Origin of the sequence: Hydrogenophaga sp. (assembly GCF_051858985.1) — a bacterium.
Lineage (GTDB): Bacteria > Pseudomonadota > Gammaproteobacteria > Burkholderiales > Burkholderiaceae_C > Hydrogenophaga.
Genome location: NZ_JBHYGM010000003.1, coordinates 551810 through 566507, shown reverse-complemented (window position 1 = coordinate 566507; position 14698 = coordinate 551810). Strand labels below are relative to the sequence as shown.

Below are 14698 nucleotides of genomic sequence, written 5' to 3'. Positions count from 1 at the left end.
TCGCTTGAGGCGGCCCGGCGCAGCGCTGATGGGGAAACCTCAGGTGTTGCGCTCAGCCGTGCGGCGGATCGCGGCATTGATCTCGGCAATCGATTGTTCGATCGCCGCGTCGTCCATGTCCTCGATGGACGGATCGGCCACGCCCGACTGGATGGTGGAGGCAAAAACGCCGTCCTCGATGTCTTCGGTGGACACGCGCGTGGCCTGAAACTCGTCCGCCGTCTCCCATTCCATGGCCAGCACGGTCACGTTGTCGCAACGCGGCCCGCCGCGCTTGAGCGCCATTTCCACCAGTTCCGGCACCGCCTGCTCCAGCGGTCGCTTGGACAGTTCGGAAGTGATTTCCTCGTCGCTCACCGTCCCCCAAAGCCCGTCCGAACACAGCAGCACGCGGTCTCCCTGCTGGAGCAGCACGGGGCCGGAGAGATCGAACACCGGCTTCGCGGGCGAACCCAGGCAGGTGAACAGGATGTTGCGGTTGATGTGGTCGGTGGTGCGACCGAGATGGGCCTGTTGCTCCATGTAGGAATGGTCGCGCGTGCGGGTGAGCATCTGCCCATGGCGCACCACATACAGGCGCGAGTCACCGCAGTGCACCCAGTGCACGTGCCCGCGCTCCATCACACCCGCCACCAGCGTGGTGCGAGGTGTGTCGAGCATGCCTTTTTCGGCGGCGTACCGGATGATCTGGTGGTGCGCGGCCATGAGTGCGCTGGAGAGAAACTCCGGCACTTCCTTGACGGTGGGGTTGGCCGCCTTCTGGAAGTAGGCAGAAAAGGTCTGTAGCGCCAATTGAGCCGCCATGGCACCTTCGGGATGCCCACCCATGCCATCGGCCAGCACGAACAACCCGGACTCGCGGGTGTAGGCATAGCCCATGCGGTCTTCGTTGCGCTCCCGGCCCCCCTGGCGGCTGATCTGGTAGACCGAGAACTTCATCGAAACTTGGTACCCGCGGCGGTGGACTTTCGCATCGCCTTCTTGTTGTCGGAAACGATGTTGTCGAACTGCAGGCGCATCTTTTCGGCCACGGTCAGCTTGGTGTAGCTGCGTTCCGTTTCGCGGCTGAGTTCCTTCTGCAAGGCAAACACCGATTGCGGGCGCGACAAGGGGTCGAGCGACATGCACCACTCCACCACTTCGATGAGGTTGTCGGAGTACACGCCGCGCAGGCGGGAAAGCGCCAGGGAAAGTCGGTCTTTCTCCAGCCGCTGCGGTGCGTCGTTGGGCGGGTAGCCCTGCATGCTGGCGTAGATGCAGGCGCCGATGGCGTAGATGTCCGTCCAGGGACCCATGGAAGAGTCGCGGCGGTACATCTCGGGCGCGGCAAAGCCCGGTGTGTACATCGGGCGGATGAAGTTGCCTTCCTTGCTCAGGACTTCGCGCGCCGCCCCAAAGTCGATCAGCACCGACCGGTTGTCGTCCGTCACGAAGATGTTGGCCGGCTTGATGTCCAGGTGCAGCATCTTGTGCTGGTGGACGATGCGCAGGCCACGCAGCACTTCGTCGTACAGCGAGCGAATGGTCGACTCGCGGAACACCTTCTGTTTCTTGAGTTCGCGCGCCGTGATGATGAATTCCTGCAGGGACGCGCCCTCCAGGAAGTTCATGACCATGTAGACGGTTTCGTTCTCGCGAAAGAAGTTCAGAACGCTCACCACCGACTGGTGGGAGATCTGGGCGAGCGCGCGGCCCTCTTCGAAGAAGCTCTTGAGGCCAAGGCGGTAGAGCGACAGTTTTTCGGGCTGCACCTGCGGCAGCAATTCACCGGGACCGCGCGAGGCGAGCGAAGATGGGAGGTATTCCTTGACCGCCACCTGCTGCCCTTCGGTGTCCACCGCCAGGTACACCACCCCAAAACCACCCGCTGCGAGCTTGCGGACGATGCGGTAGCCACCGATGACGGTGTCAGGTGGCAGCGGTGCGGGTTTGACCTTTGACATAATTCGGATGGTTTCCGGAACGCCTCGTTTTGGACCACTCAACCCGATGGGGCACAGTTCCATGGCAGTTTACAGCATGACCGGCTACGCCACGGCCCATCTCGGAGGGGCTCAGACCCCTGGGTCCGCCGAGTCGGCACGCGATTCCAGACCCGGTCTAGGCATGGAAATCCGGTCGGTCAACAGCCGTTTCCTGGACCTCGTTTTCAAGCTGCCCGACGACCTGCGCGCCACCGAACCCGCCTTGCGAGACCTGCTGTCGGCTCGACTGAAACGGGGCAAGGTCGAGGTGCGTGCCTGGATCGAAGGCCGCGCCGACGCGTTGCCCCGCACACCCGGGGCGCCGGACCTGCAGAAGCTGGTGGGCTTGCAAGACGCCATTCGCACCTGGCTTCCCACCGCCGCCCCGCTCTCGGTGGCAGAGGTGCTGCAGCTCACCGCGCGCCAGCAGGGCAATCCCGGCGAGCTCAACGATGGCCTGGTCGGGCTGGCGCAGACCGCACTCGACGGCCTCATGGAAGCGCGGGAGCGAGAGGGCAAGCGGCTGGCAGCCATGCTGCTCGACCGTCTGGGCCAGTTGCGCAAGCTCGCCAGGGACGCCCAGCCGCTGATTCCCCAACTGGTGGCGCAGCAGCGCCAGCGTTTCATCGACCGATGGAACGAAGCCCTGGGTGCTGGCGCGACGGCCGCGCTGGGCAATGCCATCACCTCCGACATGGCGCAGGATCGTGCACTGACCGAAGCCACCGCGTTCGCCATCCGGATCGACGTGGCGGAAGAACTCACGCGGCTCGACTCGCATCTGGTCGAGATCGAGCGGCTGCTCAAGAAGGGCGCTGAAGTGGGCAAGCGGCTGGACTTCCTCATCCAGGAACTGCACCGCGAGGCCAACACCATGGGTTCGAAGTCGTCCAATCTGGAACTCACCCGCATTTCGGTGGACATGAAGGTGCTGATCGAACAGATGCGCGAGCAAGTCCAGAACATTGAGTAAGCATGGAATACCCCGGAAACCTGTTCGTCGTCGCGGCCCCCAGCGGGGCCGGCAAATCCAGCCTCGTCAAGGCCCTCATGGAACTCGATTCCCGGGTCGTGCCCTCGGTTTCGCACACCACACGCCCACCCCGCGGGCAGGAACTGCATGGGCGCGAGTACTACTTTGTCAGCAAGGAAACCTTCGACCAGATGGTCATCCAGGGCGCCTTCCTCGAATGGGCCATGGTGCATGGGAACCGCTACGGCACATCCAAGCAGGCCATCGAGCAGCGCATGAACCAGGGCGCGGACGTGGTGCTGGAGATCGATTTCCAGGGCGCCATTCAGGTCAAGCGCATCTTTCCCAACGCTGTTCTGATCTTCATCCTCCCGCCCAGTCTCGAAGAATTGCGCTCCCGCCTGGAACGCCGGGCAGAGGACAGCGCCGACGTGATCGAACTCCGGCTTGTCAACGCCGCCACCGAGATGGCACACGCCAGGGAATTCGACTTCGTTATAATCAACGAGTTGTTCGAGCGGGCTTTGTTTGATCTCAAGGCCATCGTCCATGCCCAGCGGCTCAAGTTTTCCGCCCAGCGTATCGCCCGCGGCGATACCTTCAAAGCGCTCAACATCCTCTGATTTCCCGCCCATTTCCCGGAGCACGTCCATGGCCCGCATCACCGTCGAAGATTGTCTGGAAAAGATCCCCAACCGCTTTCAGCTCGTGCTGGCCGCGACCTACCGGGCCCGCATGCTCAGCCAGGGCCATGCCCCCAAGATCGAAAGCAAGAACAAGCCGGGCGTGACCGCCCTGCGTGAGATTGCAGACGGCAAGATCGGTCTGGAGATGCTCAAGAAGGTCCCGCTCTGAAGCGTCCCGCGCCCTTCGGCCCCGAAAAACACCGCCTCGCGGTGTTTTTTTTCGCCCGGAATCCCTCTGCGGCGCGGGGTGGCGTCTCGCGCTAAAGTACCGGGATGATCTCCACGGCCGACAGCGGCACCCTTTCTCCTCCTGTTGATCAGGCGCATCCGGCCGCCAGCGCGGCCGCGGCGAGCTTTGCCGCGCTGCTGGGCAAGCTGGATTACCTGGGGCCGGCCGAGATCGAGAGCATCCGGCAGGCCTACCGTTTTGCCGACGAAGCCCATCTCGGCCAACTGCGCAAGAACGGCGACCCTTACATCACGCACCCCATCGCCGTCGCAGCGCAGTGTGCCGAGTGGAAGCTCGATGCGCAGGCGCTCATGGCGGCGCTGATGCACGACGCGATTGAAGACTGTGGCGTGACCAAGGAAGAGCTGGTGCAGCGCTTCGGCGCGCCAGTGGCTGAGCTGGTGGACGGCCTCACCAAGCTGGAAAAACTGGAGTTCGACACCCGCGAGCAGAACCAGGCAGAGTCGTTTCGCAAGATGTTGCTGGCCATGGCCAAGGACGTGCGGGTCATCCTGATCAAGCTCGCCGACCGCACCCACAACATGCGCACCATGGGCGACATGCCGCGCTCGAAGTGGCAACGCATCAGCAGCGAGACGCTGGAGATCTACGCGCCGATCGCCCACCGCCTGGGGCTGAACTTCACCTACCGCGAGCTCCAGGACCTCGCCTTCCGCTTCCTGCACCCGTGGCGCTACGAAGTGCTATCCAAGGCCTTGAACAAGTCGCGCAACCGTCGGCGCGACCTGATTGCGCGCGTTCAGCGCGAGGTGGAAACCGAGTTCGGACAGCACGGCATGACGGTGCGAATTCTGGGCCGGGAAAAGACGCTCTACTCCGTCTACCGCAAGATGGACACCAAGCACCTGTCGTTTTCGCAGGTGACGGACATCTACGGTTTCCGCATCGTGGTGCCGGAATTGACGGACTGCTACACCGGCCTCGGCGTCCTGCACCAGTTGTACAAGCCCCTGCCGGGCAAGTTCCGCGACTACGTGGCCATTCCGAAGGTGAACGGCTACCAGTCGCTGCACACGACATTGATCGGACCTTTCGGTACGAACATCGAGTTCCAGCTGCGCACGCACGCCATGGATGTGGTGGCCGAATCGGGCGTGGCGGCCCATTGGCTCTACAAGGCCAGCGAACCGGGCAGCGACATGTCCCAGCGGCTGGGTACGCAGTGGCTGCAATCGCTGCTGGACATCCAGCAGGAAACGCGCGACGCCTCGGAGTTCTGGGACCACATCAAGATCGACCTCTTCCCGGACGCGGTCTACGTCTTCACCCCCAAGAGCAAGATCATGGCGTTGCCGCGCGGTGCCACCGTGATGGACTTTGCCTATGCGATTCACAGCGATGTGGGCGACCACACGGTGTCGGCCCGCATCAATGGCGAGCAGCGTCCTCTTCGCACCGAACTCACGAACGGTGATGTGGTGGAGATCATCACCGCCGACAACGCCGAGCCCAATCCGTCGTGGCTGTCTTTCGTCAAGACCGGGCGGGCGCGTTCGAAGATCCGGCACTACCTCAAGACCATCGCGCAGGACAAGTCGCACGATCTGGGCGAGCGAATGCTCAGTCAGGCACTCCGCTCCGAGGGACTCGCCAGCCTGCCGGCTGAGGACGGCCCGCACAGTGCCACCTGGGACAAGCTGTTGCGCTTCACGGGAAGCAAATCGCGCAGCGAACTGCTCTCCGACATCGGCATGGGCAAGCGCATTGCTAGCATGGTGGCCAAGAAGCTGGCCGTCCTCCTCGCGGAAACAGGCCTCAAACCAGATGCGCTGCTCATCAGCACCGAGCGCTATGCCAGCGGACGTGACGAATCGGTGTCGCAAGGTGTCGTGACGCTCGATGGCAGCGAGGGCATGTCCGTGCAGTACGCGCCGTGCTGCAAACCCATTCCCGGCGACCGCATCGTGGGCTACCTGGGCCGGGGTGAAGGACTGGTGGTCCACGCCGAAGACTGTCCCACCGGCAAACGCCTGCTGTTGCGCGACAGCGAGCGGTTCCTGGAGGTGGAATGGGCCGATGAGCCGGTTCGCTCCTTCGAGACCGCGCTGGTGGTCACGGTGGCCAACGGAAAGGGTGTTCTGGCGCGGGTGGCCTCGGCGATTGCTGCGGCGGAGGCGGACATCACCCATGTGGACATGGGCGAAGAACCAGCCCAGACCGCCACAGACATCCGCTTCACGGTGGCCGTGCGAGACCGACAGCACCTGGCCGACGTGCTCCGCAGCCTCAAGCGCACCACTTCCGTCATCAAGGCGCAGCGCTTCAAGCCCTGACCACCCTGGCTCAGGACTGCAGCGCGGGAGCCGGGTATTCCACCGAGAGGATCTCGAGCTCCTGCTCCCCACCGGGCACCACGAGCCGCACCACGTCGCCCACGCGGGCCTTGAGCAACGCCCGGGCCACCGGCGACACCCAGCTGATCTGGCCCAGGGAGCTGTCAGCCTCATCCACGCCGAGGATGGTGACCGTTGTCTGCGCGCCCTCAGTGTCCGCGTAGGTCACCGTGGCGCCAAAGAACACCTGGTCGCTGCCGTGGTGAAGTGAGCTGTCCACGACCTCGGCGATCTCAAGGCGGCGGGTGAGAAACCGGATTCGCCGATCGATCTCGCGCAGGCGCTTCTTGCCGTACAGGTAGTCACCGTTCTCGGAACGGTCGCCGTTGCCGGCCGCCCAGTGGACCACGTCCACGATGCGGGGGCGCTCCTCGTCGATCAGCGTGAACAACTCGGCGCGCAGCCGGTCGTACCCGACCCGGGTGAGGTAGTTCTTGCCGCCCGGTGCCGGCGCCTCTGGAAGTTCGTCCTCGTCGTCACCGGCATCGGACTCGCGGGTGAATGCCTTGCTCATGGTGATGCATCTCCGCAGAAAAGAAAAAACCCGCAGCTTTTGGCTGCGGGTTTTTATTTGGTGCGGCTGGCAGGAATCGAACCCACGACCCCTTGGTTCGTAGCCAAGTACTCTATCCAGCTGAGCTACAGCCGCGAAGCCTCGCATTGTAGCAGGCTTTTCTGGTAGGCCGTGTTGGACTTGAACCAACGACCAAAGGATTATGAGTCCTCTGCTCTAACCAACTGAGCTAACGGCCCGAGACCGGCGATTGTAGGCGGCGGTCTTCGACCGATTCACTTGTGATGGCTGAGCGCGTTGCCCACCAGCTTGGCGGTCACGTCCACGATCTGGATCATGCGTTCGTAGGACATGCGCTGCGGCCCGATCACCCCCAGCGTTCCAACCACCTGGCCGTCGACTTCGTACGGCGCGGTCACGACCGAGAGGTCCTCATAGGGCACCACCTGGCTCTCGCCACCGATGTAGATCCGAACCCCATCGGCCTGGGCCGACACATCGAGCAGCCGGATGAGCTGGGTCTTCTGCTCGAACAGGTCGAACATGCGGCGCAGGTTGCCCATGTCGCTGGAGAATTCGCTGACCGAGAGCAGGTTGCGCTCGCCTGAAACCACCACCTCGTCCTGCGCCTGGTTCCCCTCGGTCCCGATCTCCACCGCTGTCTTCATCAACTCTGCGATCTCGCCGCGCAAGGCGTCGACCTCCGTGCGCAGGCGTTCGCGCACCGCTTCCATGGTGAGGCCGGCGTAGTGGGTGTTGAGAAAGTTCGACGCCTCCAGCAACTGGGGCTGGGTAAAGCTCACCTGTGTGTGGATGATGCGGTTCTGAACCTCACCATCGGGCGACACCAGGATGACCAGCACCCGCCGGTCCGACAGGCTGAGGAATTCGATGTGGCGAAACACCGAAGTGCGGCGAGGTGCCATGACGACGCCGACGAACTGGGACAGACTGGACAGCATCTGCGCGGCCTGGCTGATGACGCGGTGCGGCTGACCCGCCTCCAGCCCTGGCGCGGTCATTTCGCTCACAGGTGCGAGCGAGTCGCGCCGCACGGTCAGCATGGTGTCCACGAACAGCCGGTAGCCCCTGGCAGTGGGAATGCGCCCGGCCGAGGTGTGCGGGCTGGCAATCAGCCCCATCTCTTCCAGGTCACTCATCACGTTGCGGATGGTGGCGGGGGAGAGCTCCATGCCGGCGGCCTTGGCCAGCGTGCGCGAGCCCACGGGCTGACCGTCGGCGATGTATCGCTCGACGAGGGCCTTGAGGAGCAACTTGGCGCGGTCATCCAACATCGTTTCATTTTAAGGAAGGACTGCCCTGCGCGACCGGCGAGAGACGAGGGTTTTCGGGCAATCTCCCACAAACAAGCTATGTTGTAATTTGCCGCATGAGCCTGCCCCCCGAGACCCGGTCCGCGCCCACCCGCAAGGACAGCCCCCTGCGGTTTGCGCACGTTGTCGTGATCGGCAAATACCACGCGCCGGGCGCTCGCCACGCGGTCGAGGAGATCGCCAACTTCCTGCTGGAATCGGGGTGCGACGTCTCGCTGGAGCAGGAAACCGCGCTCAACACGGGCTTGCTGCAGTACCCGGCACTGGACGTGCCGGCAATGGGCGAACACTGCGACCTCGCCCTGGTCGTCGGCGGCGACGGCACCATGCTGGGCATCGGGCGGCGGCTGGCGCGCTACGGTGTTCCGCTCGTGGGCATCAACCAGGGTCGGCTGGGCTTCATCACCGACATTCCTTTCGACAGCTACCGCGAGAAACTGCGCCCGATCCTGCATGGCCATTTCGAGGAAGACCCGCGTGCGCTCATGGCAGCCACGGTCTGGCGCGACGGTCGCTGCGTGTTCGAGGCGACCGCGCTCAACGACGTGGTGGTGAACCGAGGCGGCGTGGCGAGCATGATCGAGCTGCGCGTGGAGGTCGACGGGCACTTCGTGGCGAACCAGCGCGCCGACGGCCTGATCATTGCGTCGCCCACGGGTTCCACCGCGTATGCGCTCTCGGCCGGCGGTCCCATGCTGCACCCATCCCTGGGTGGCTGGGTCATGGTGCCGATTGCGCCCCACACCCTGTCCAACCGGCCGGTCGTGCTTCCTTCCGATTGCGAGATCGCGGTCGAGATCGTCTCGGGGCGAGACGCCAGCGCCAATTTCGACATGCAGTCGCTCACCAGCCTTCTGCACGGCGACCGGATCGTCGTGCGCAGGTCCGAGCATGCGCTGCGGCTGCTGCACCCGGTGGGGTGGAGCTATTTCGACACCTTGCGCAAGAAGCTGCACTGGAACGAGGGAGCCTGACGATGAGCCTTCGACGCATCGTCCTGCGGGACTTCGTCATCGTGCAATCGCTCGATCTGGAACTGGCCGGCGGCTTCGGCGTTCTGACCGGCGAAACCGGCGCCGGCAAGTCCATCCTGATCGACGCGTTGCAGCTTGCGCTGGGCGCGCGCGCCGAGAGCGGGGTGGTCAGAGAAGGGGCGGCACGGTGCGACATCGCTGCCGAATTCGATACGCCGGCCGTGCTGGCTGCCTGGCTTGAAGAGCAAGGCTTTCCCCTGGAAGACAGTTTGCTGCTGCGCCGCACAGTCGATACCGATGGCCGCAGCCGCGCCTGGATCAACGGCAGCGCGGCCACCGTGTTGCAACTCAAGACGCTGGCCGACACACTGGTCGACATTCACGGCCAACATGCGTGGCAGAGCCTGACCCGGGCCGACTCGGTGCGCGATCTGCTCGATGCCTACGCGGGCATCGACACCGGACCTGCCGCCCGCGCCTGGGCTCTCTGGCGCCAGAGCCGCAATACGCTGGATGCCGCCATCGAGAAGCAAGCCACGCTGCAACAGGAAAGCGAACGCCTTTCGTGGCAGATCGCGGAACTGGACAAGCTCGCACCGCAGATCGGCGAATGGAACGAACTCAACGCGCAGCACGGCCGCCTGGCGAATTCGCAAGCCTTGATGGACGCCGCCCAGGCCACCCTCAACGCGCTGGACGACGACGACACCAACGCCGCCAGCCTGATCCATCGTGCGCTGGCGGCATTGCAGGCCCAGGTCCACATCGAGCCGCAGTTCGGCAGCGCCGTGGAGGCGCTCGAAGGTGCCCTTGCCCAGGTGCAGGACACCGTCCATGGGCTGCACCAGTACGTGCGCCACACCGATCAGGATCCGGCGCACCTTGAGGCCCTGGACGAGCGCCTGTCGCTCTGGGTTTCGCTGGCGCGACGCTACCGGCGTGCGCCGGAAGAACTGGCCGAGGTTCACGCGCAATGGAAGGACGAACTCGCGAAGGTGGACCAGGCACTGGACGTCGAAGCCCTGAAGAAAGCCGAGCGAGGCGCCTGGAAGGCGTTTTCCTCTGCACTGCAATCGGTCTCCCGAGATCGGCAGAAAGCGGCGCCCAGGCTGTCCAAGGCGGTCACGCAGACGATGCAGACGCTGGGCATGCAGGGCGGGGTGTTCGAAGTGGCCTTGCTGCCGCTGGACGAACCCCAGGCCCATGGCGCCGAGCAGGTGGAGTTTCGAGTGGCGGGTCATGCAGGGGCCACGCCCAAGCCGGTCGGCAAGGTCGCCTCCGGCGGCGAGCTCTCGCGCATCGCGCTCGCCATCTCGGTCGTCACCAGCCGCCTGGGCCAGGCGCCCACCCTGATTTTCGACGAGGTCGATTCGGGCATTGGTGGCGCTGTGGCCCACACGGTGGGCCAGTTGTTGCGCCAGCTCGGCAGGGATCGCCAGGTGCTGGCGGTGACCCACCTGCCGCAGGTGGCCGCATGCGCCGACCACCACCTGCTGGTCAGCAAACAGGCGGTGGGACGCCAGACCCAGAGCACGGTGGCGCCGATCGAACACGAAGCCCGGGTTCGGGAGCTCGCCCGCATGCTGGGCGGCGGCGAACAGTCGGAAATCTCGTTGGCGCATGCGCGCGAGATGCTGACCACCTGAGACCTGCCCGATGAATGCGCCACTCCCACCCGAGTCACCGACCGAGCTGGTCCTGATCACGGGCATGTCTGGCTCCGGGAAGTCGGTGGCACTCACTGCGCTGGAAGACGTGGGCTTCTATTGCGTGGACAACCTGCCGCCCGAACTGCTGGAGTCGTTCATTGAACTTGAACAGAACCAGCGTGCGCAAAAGGTGGCGATTGCGATGGATGTGCGCAGCGCGTCCTCTCTGCCCGGGCTGCCTCGGCGCCTGGCGCGCCTGCAGAACGATCCCGACCGCCCGGTGAACCTCACCACGGTGTTCCTCGATGCGACCACCGAGACCCTGGTGCGCCGTTTTTCCGAAACCCGCCGGCTGCACCCGCTCTCGCTCAAGGTCGTCAACGACCAGCACCGTGCCCTGGTGGACGCGATCGAGCACGAACGCGAGTTGCTGGCGGAGTTGCGCGAACAGGCGCTGGTGATCGACACCAGCCTGATCCGCCCCATGCGGCTGCGCAGCCAGGTCAAGGACATGCTGGGCACCACACAGGCGTCGCTCACGCTGGTCTTCGAGTCCTTCGCCTTCAAACGCGGTGTACCGATGGATGCGGATTTCGTCTTCGACGTGCGCATGCTGCCCAACCCTCACTACGAAGCCGAACTCAAGTCGCTGAGCGGGCTGGACCTGCCGGTGGCGGACTACCTGGCCGCGCAGCCGGAAGTGGTGCAGATGGAGCAACAGATCAGCGACTTTCTGCGTCACTGGATGCCGCAGATGCTGCGCGACCACCGCAGCTACGTCACGGTGGCCATTGGCTGCACGGGCGGGCAACACCGTTCGGTCTACCTGGTCGAGCGGCTGGCGCAAGCCTTCCGCGTGGAATGGTCGACGCGGGTGCGCCACCGCGAGCTCGACGCCTGGCTGCGCACCAGCGCGTAGTCAGACCAGACTGGCGAGCAGAAGGCGCACCGGCGTGGGCAGGCCATGCCCGCCCAACGCGTCGGCCGCCACCCATTGGGCATGATCCGCGCTCGGCTCGAACGATCCCGGCGGCACCTCCAGCAGCATCGGGTGCAGATGGAGTTCGCGGTGGGTGAGGCTGTGCGTCACGGTCGGCAGTGCATGCACGGCGGCGCGCAGCCCTTCAGGCAACACGCCCAGCAACGCGTCTTCGGCGGCGAACACGGGCGGGCAGTAAAGGCCAGCCCAGATGCCCGGCGCTGGCCGGCGCTCCAGCCAGACGCGGGCGCTTCCAGACGTCGGTGGTGTGCGCAGCACCAGCAGCCACCAGCGCTCGAACCTGCGCACGAGGCGCCGCGTCTTCACGGGAAAACGCTGTACCTCGCCCGCAGCGTGAGCGCGGCACAAGGACTGCACCGGACAGATCGCACAGGCTGGCCGGCTGCGTTGACACACCGTCGCGCCCAGGTCCATGAGGCCCTGCGTGTAGGCGGTCATGTCGTCGGGTGAGGGCGCCACGGGAAGTAGCGCCTGTGCGATGTTCCAGAGTTCGCGCTGGGGGCCTGCCTGAGCGAGGTCACCTTCAAAAGCGAGCAGGCGCGAAAGCACCCGGCGAACATTCCCGTCCAGAATCGAAACCCGCTCTCCGTGGCAAAAGGCTGCGATGGCCGCCGCCGTCGAAGCGCCGATGCCGGGCAGCGTCTGCAAGACCGCGGCGGTTTCGGGGAACACGCCCGCGTGTTCGCTCATCACCACTTGCGCACAACGGTGCAGGTTGCGCGCCCGGCTGTAGTAGCCAAGCCCGCTCCACATGGCCATCACGTCATCCGGCAAAGCCTGGGCGAGTGCCTTCACATCTGGAAAGCGCTCGAGAAACCGGGGAAAGTACGAAAGCACGGTGCCCACCTGCGTCTGCTGCAGCATGACTTCGGAGAGCCACACACGGTAGGGATCGCGGGTGTGCTGCCAAGGCAATCCGCTGCGACCGGCGCGCCGCTGCCATTCAATCAGACGTGGCGCAAATTCAAGCGGCAGGGACGCGCGCGTCATGCCGCCAGGGCTTCGGCGGGTTCATCCTCGGGAGCCGCGAGCAGGTGATCGGTGAGTTCGGCCAGCTTGGCCTCGAGTTGATTCAGGTTGTCCTGCAGCGACTGCAGCTCCCGAATGCGTTCATCCAGGCCGCCAGCGGCCTGCTGGATGCGCGCAACCGCCTCGATGCGGCGGCTGAAGTTCCGGCGCCGTTCGCGCAACTGCGCGTCCAGCTGCGCAGCGGCCGACTTGTTCCACAGCTCGACCTCGTTGACCGCCGTCTCGTAAACCACGCGCAGGCGGCTCATCAGCGCGCGCGCGAGGCGCTCGGCGAACTCGGGCTGCGCCAGGCGCAGCGCATTGCCCAGGCTCAGGTATTGCAGGTGGCTCTTCTCGATGAGGTCCAGATCCTTGACGTACTGCCCCAGGCGCGGGGGCGTGGGCGCCTGAAGCGAGAAGCTGTACTCGGCGTTGAGGTTCTTGAAGCTGCCTTCCAGCATGGACTGGATGTCCCCAGCCATGCGGTCGGCCTTGATGAGATCGGCGCGCAATCGATCGAAGGTCTGGTCGTAGGCCCTTCGCACGCCCAGCTTGATACCGGGTTGCTTGAGCGCCTTGCCCAGCACGCCCACTTCGGTCTTGAGGTGCGTGGAACTGAGCAGCGCAAACAGGTCCTTGAGCAGGCGCAGATGCACCGACCGGACGGCCTGGATCTTGGCACCGCTGGCATCGAAGTCGGCCTGCTCCTGCTCGATGCGAAGGCGCATCTGCTTGATGACACCGGTGTTCTTGCCGCGCAGGCCGTCGAGCTCCTGGATCTGCTCAACGAGGTCGCGGGCCCGCGTGTGCACCATGCGACCCGTTTCCACGCGCAGCGCCTGAATGCCCGAGGCCACCGCAGCGCCCAGGATCTTGCGCCGCTGGCCCAGCAGATCCACGCCCAGCGCGGTCTCCAGTTCCATGAGGTTGCTGGCCTGGAGCAGCTTCTTGTCGCGGCTCACCTTGGCCAGCAGGCCCTTCTGTGCCGAAACCGCCAGCACCTGGCGGGGCTCCAGTCCCAGAATTTCAGCGGAGTCGGTCCGCTGCGACGCAATCTGCAGTTGCACCTGCTCAGGCGAACTCAGTGCATCCCACATCGTGTCGATCTTGTTGAGCACCACCAGCCGCGACTCGCGGCCTTCGCCCAGCACGGAAAGGTGCTGGCGCCAGATGGTGAGGTCGGATTTGGTGACACCGGTGTCGGCGGCCAGGATGAACACCACGGCATGGGCCTGCGGCAGCAGGCTCACTGTGAGTTCTGGCTCGGCGCCGATCGCGTTCAGGCCCGGCGTGTCCAGGATCACCAGCCCCTGCTTGAGCAAGGGGTGCGCCATGTTGATGAGCGCATGGCGCCAGCGCGGCACCTCGATCAGGCCATCGGGCCCGGGGAGCGGGTTGTCCTCCGGAATCTCCTCGTGCCAGAACCCGAGTGCGGCGGCCTCGGCCTGCGTCACGCGGCGCACTTCGGCCACCTTCTGGATGGCGCGCGCCAGTTGCCTGGAATCGGTCACATCCAGATCGACGCGTTCCCACTTGTCCGGCGCATTGCGCCAGTCGAGCAGCGACTGCGGCTGCAGCCGGGTCTCGATGGGCAACAAGCGCAGGCAAGGGGGAATGTCGGCGTCGTAGCCCAGCTCGGTCGGGCACATGGTGGTGCGCCCCGCACTCGCGGGCATGATGCGACGCCCATACCCGGCGAAAAACACCGCGTTGATGAGCTCGGACTTCCCACGCGAGAACTCGGCGACGAAGGCCACCATGATCTTGTCGTTCTTGACCTGCGCGTGGAGTTGATCCAGGCGCTCGCGCACGCCGGATTCCATGAGATCGTGGTCAGTCAACCATTCGGACAACAGCTTCAGGCGCAAGGCAAATTGCTTGCGCCAGATACCGTGCTGCTCGAAATCCTGATTGAAACTCATCGCGCTGGGGTCCTTGAATCGGCCAATATAGCATCGCCACCCTGGAGAATGCCGGACGGTTCCCGAGCCCGACAGCCGGGCGCTCCCGTGG

At 64.8% G+C, this 14698-nt stretch carries 13 protein-coding genes and 2 tRNA genes; 7 read left to right on the top strand and 8 right to left on the bottom strand.

Features of this window, described 5'->3' with window-relative positions:
• Positions 1-39: 39 nt before the first annotated feature.
• The gene (locus tag ACTIEY_RS15110; protein ID WP_439519949.1) at positions 40-939 is read right to left on the bottom strand and encodes a PP2C family protein-serine/threonine phosphatase; all 900 of its coding nucleotides are present in this window, start codon (positions 937-939) and stop codon (positions 40-42) included.
• Positions 936-1943: a serine/threonine protein kinase gene (locus ACTIEY_RS15105; RefSeq protein ID WP_086124691.1), complete on the bottom strand. Its 1008-nt coding sequence runs from the start codon at positions 1941-1943 to the stop codon at positions 936-938. The genes ACTIEY_RS15110 and ACTIEY_RS15105 overlap by 4 nt, the downstream gene beginning before the upstream one ends.
• A 61-nt stretch (positions 1944-2004) precedes the next feature.
• Here ACTIEY_RS15105 and ACTIEY_RS15100 point away from each other — a divergent pair, with 61 nt between their 5' ends.
• The 4 genes from ACTIEY_RS15100 (at position 2005) to ACTIEY_RS15085 (ending at position 6146) form a co-directional block, all read left to right on the top strand.
• Positions 2005-2937 (top strand): YicC/YloC family endoribonuclease, encoded by a 933-nt coding sequence (locus ACTIEY_RS15100; RefSeq protein ID WP_439519948.1) that lies wholly within the window; start codon positions 2005-2007, stop codon positions 2935-2937.
• Positions 2938-2939: 2 nt separating this feature from the next.
• Positions 2940-3560, top strand: coding sequence for a guanylate kinase (gmk, locus tag ACTIEY_RS15095; protein ID WP_439519947.1), 621 nt, complete (start codon positions 2940-2942; stop codon positions 3558-3560).
• 28 nt (positions 3561-3588) lie between these two features.
• Positions 3589-3792: a DNA-directed RNA polymerase subunit omega gene (gene rpoZ / locus ACTIEY_RS15090; RefSeq protein ID WP_068171949.1), complete on the top strand. Its 204-nt coding sequence runs from the start codon at positions 3589-3591 to the stop codon at positions 3790-3792.
• Positions 3793-3896: 104 nt separating this feature from the next.
• Positions 3897-6146, top strand: a complete 2250-nt coding sequence (locus ACTIEY_RS15085; RefSeq protein WP_439519946.1) for a RelA/SpoT family protein — start codon at positions 3897-3899, stop codon at positions 6144-6146.
• A 10-nt stretch (positions 6147-6156) separates the two neighbouring features.
• On the opposite strand, the gene greB is transcribed toward ACTIEY_RS15085, so the two are convergent.
• From greB to hrcA, 4 genes are all read right to left on the bottom strand, one after another.
• Positions 6157-6720 (bottom strand): transcription elongation factor GreB, encoded by a 564-nt coding sequence (gene greB, locus ACTIEY_RS15080; RefSeq protein ID WP_439519945.1) that lies wholly within the window; start codon positions 6718-6720, stop codon positions 6157-6159.
• 58 nt (positions 6721-6778) lie between these two features.
• Positions 6779-6855: transfer RNA gene (locus ACTIEY_RS15075), tRNA-Arg, on the bottom strand.
• Positions 6856-6882: 27 nt separating this feature from the next.
• Positions 6883-6959 (bottom strand) — tRNA-Ile (locus ACTIEY_RS15070).
• 36 nt (positions 6960-6995) lie between these two features.
• Positions 6996-8015: a heat-inducible transcriptional repressor HrcA gene (gene hrcA / locus ACTIEY_RS15065; RefSeq protein WP_439519944.1), complete on the bottom strand. Its 1020-nt coding sequence runs from the start codon at positions 8013-8015 to the stop codon at positions 6996-6998.
• Positions 8016-8110: 95 nt separating this feature from the next.
• On the opposite strand from hrcA, the gene ACTIEY_RS15060 reads away from it, so the two are divergent.
• Genes ACTIEY_RS15060 through rapZ form a run of 3 tightly spaced genes read left to right on the top strand, consistent with a single transcriptional unit; the run spans position 8111 to position 11596 of the window.
• Positions 8111-9028 carry an NAD kinase gene (locus tag ACTIEY_RS15060; protein ID WP_439519943.1) on the top strand — a complete coding sequence of 306 codons (918 nt, stop codon included), beginning with the start codon at positions 8111-8113 and terminating at the stop codon, positions 9026-9028.
• 2 nt (positions 9029-9030) lie between these two features.
• Complete coding sequence (gene recN, locus ACTIEY_RS15055; RefSeq protein ID WP_439519942.1) at positions 9031-10674, top strand: DNA repair protein RecN; 1644 nt, start codon at positions 9031-9033, stop codon at positions 10672-10674.
• 10 nt (positions 10675-10684) lie between these two features.
• Positions 10685-11596 (top strand): RNase adapter RapZ, encoded by a 912-nt coding sequence (gene rapZ / locus ACTIEY_RS15050; RefSeq protein WP_439519941.1) that lies wholly within the window; start codon positions 10685-10687, stop codon positions 11594-11596.
• Here rapZ and mutY read toward each other — a convergent pair whose 3' ends face one another.
• On the bottom strand, positions 11597-12667 hold the full coding sequence (gene mutY, locus ACTIEY_RS15045; protein ID WP_439519940.1) for an A/G-specific adenine glycosylase: 1071 nt from the start codon (positions 12665-12667) through the stop codon (positions 11597-11599).
• On the bottom strand, positions 12664-14607 hold the full coding sequence (locus ACTIEY_RS15040) for a dynamin family protein (RefSeq protein ID WP_439519939.1): 1944 nt from the start codon (positions 14605-14607) through the stop codon (positions 12664-12666). Before ACTIEY_RS15040 ends, mutY begins: the two co-directional genes overlap by 4 nt.
• Positions 14608-14698 lie beyond the last annotated feature (91 nt).